The 2213-nt window shown below is 57.7% G+C and carries 3 protein-coding genes and 1 pseudogene; all 4 read left to right on the top strand.

Features of this window, described 5'->3' with window-relative positions; all coding sequences use genetic code 11:
- Positions 1-74 precede the first annotated feature (74 nt).
- Positions 75-290, top strand: coding sequence for a hypothetical protein (locus T370_RS0121690; protein WP_029436992.1), 216 nt, complete (start codon positions 75-77; stop codon positions 288-290).
- Between the two features lie 6 nt (positions 291-296).
- Positions 297-482: a ClpX C4-type zinc finger protein gene (locus T370_RS26345; protein ID WP_029436991.1), complete on the top strand. Its 186-nt coding sequence runs from the start codon at positions 297-299 to the stop codon at positions 480-482.
- A gap of 11 nt (positions 483-493) precedes the next feature.
- Positions 494-853, top strand: coding sequence for a hypothetical protein (locus tag T370_RS0121680; protein WP_029436990.1), 360 nt, complete (start codon positions 494-496; stop codon positions 851-853).
- A 375-nt stretch (positions 854-1228) separates the two neighbouring features.
- Positions 1229-2213, top strand: a pseudogene (locus T370_RS0121675) (hypothetical protein); the annotation flags it as partial.

The raw sequence follows: 2213 nt of genomic DNA, 5'->3' as shown, positions 1-2213 counted from the left end.
GCCGTGCTGGACGCGCTCCGCAAAATCGGGGTGCCTGAAAACCTTCTCCATGATCCCAGAAAGGAGGCAGCGGCATGAACGAACAATCCCGATCCTACCGACAAATCCGCAGCGCCGTACTTGCCGAGGTAGCTCACCTTGAATGGGAACAGGCTGTAACGGTGCTGGTTTCCGCAGTCAACGAACGGGCGGTGGAGGGAGGATTCCAAGCTAAGGTGGAGTTTGTCCCGTTGTGGAGCACCAAGGGGCCGTACTGCTGCATGGACAGTACCTACATCCCGAAGAGGTAGGGCGGTATGAAGCTCACCAGACCCGTCTGTAGCTTCTGTGACGCCAAGGAAGAGGATTGCGACATCCTCCTTCATGCGGAAAACGGCAAGACCTTCATCTGTGATCAGTGCGTCAAAGGAGTCACGGCCCTTTTGAAAGCCAATCCCGGAAGAAAGCATCTTCGGTATTTGCCGAAGAGGAGCAAAAAATAAGGAGAAAAGGCATGACACCCACAGAACGCGACAAGAACCGGTACGCCATTATGGAAGAGGCGCGGGAGGCATACGGAAGGCTGCTCGGCGATGAGACAGGCGCTCCCTATGCACACCTTGCTCTTACCTTCGGAATCAACCGAATCGCCCACGATATCCGTCTGCATCTTAATGATGAGGATCTGAGCGCCGAGGAGGCAAGGGCCTTAGCGATTCTCGCTATCGCGGAAAAATCCCTCTTGCCTACCCGCGCGCTCCTCGATGCGGTTACCTTTTACTTAGATCTGGGAAGCAATGACCGCAAAAATCCAACCCCGGATTGCGCACCAACATGTCTGCAAGGACCTCCTTTGCATCCTTGGCAGGGATAACATCTTTCTTTCCCAGCACGATATTACACGAAGGTGTCAGCTTGCTGGCCGCATGGATTTCACGGGTTGTCTCGTTGACGATAAAAATCTCTTCAAAATAATGGTTTACAAGCATTTCCGCCTCCTCGGCATTCCCGGACGGTCCGGGAGTTAGATGGTTGATTCTGATGTGCCCAGTCTAACCGAGAAGGCGGAACCTTACAAACCGGGACCGCAGAGCGCCTAGAGCGCCACGGTCACTACCGCGCCCGTGTAGGCCGCCCGCTACGCCATGCGGCGGGCGGCGAAACCTGCACAACGGCGAATACCGCGAAGCCTCACGCGGGACGCTCCCCCGGAGCGGCATAATCCGGGACGAATTTATGAGGTGAGGCTATGAATAGGATCAAGGAAGCATACACGGCACAGGAACTGGCACCTTTGCTCGGTAAGACTGAACGAGGCATCCGGTTTATTGGCAAGCGCGATAATTGGGACCGTCGCCTCCGTTCCGGTCGAAGCGACGACTTCGAATATCCCACCATCAAGCTCCCCGCCGACGTACGCGAAGCGATCGCGCTGGCCGTTTCCGCCGAGGAACGGGAAAGCCTCCCGGTCGTCCTTGAGCCCGCCACGCCCGCCGTGGTTGAGTCCCCTACCGTTTCTCTTTCTCACCTCACCGCGCGGGAACGTGATGTGGCGCTTGCCCGCAAGGCACTCATCGACGCCGTGTGCAATTTTGAGACGGTGGGCAAGTCCCGCCGGGCGGCGATCCTTCTGCTGGTGGAAGCCTACCGGAACGGCACGTTGCCGCGAAATCTCATGGAAGCGGCCCGCATCGCCAACGCCCGGCGCGGCGCTTCGCGAGGCATCTCAACCCGTGCGCTGTACAACTGGTACGCGACATATGAAGACCGGGGCATTCTCGGGCTGGTTCCCGCCGATCCGAAGAAAGATACAAGTATTCCGGAGTGGTTCGAGATATTCCGGCTGATCTGGAAAAGACCGCAAGCGCCTTCCCTGAATCAGGCGCGCCGGGAATTTGAGATTGTCGTCCGGTGGGTTGGGCTGGGGATGCCTGAGGGCGGATTGTGTTTTCTGCACTTTCTCGATCCCGAAAGGATCACGAAACATAAAAGCTTGCCAGCCTTAAAGCCGTTTGCGAAGAACCCGGCTTCCATTCCGTCGATCGACGCGATCAGGCGGATAGCCAAAAAGATGCCGCTGGAGCTTTTGGAGCGCGGGTGCCGTACCGGCAACGCCATGTTGAAGATACGGTCCCACAAGCTGCGCTCCACGGCAAACATGCTTCCCGGCGAAGGCTTCACGGGCGACGGCACCACCTTTGACGGACTGGTCCAGCACCCCTATGAGCCGCGCG

The organism is Bilophila wadsworthia ATCC 49260 (genome assembly GCF_000701705.1).
GTDB classification, from domain to species: Bacteria; Desulfobacterota; Desulfovibrionia; order Desulfovibrionales; family Desulfovibrionaceae; genus Bilophila; species Bilophila wadsworthia.
This window is presented reverse-complemented; position numbering and strand designations above follow the sequence as displayed.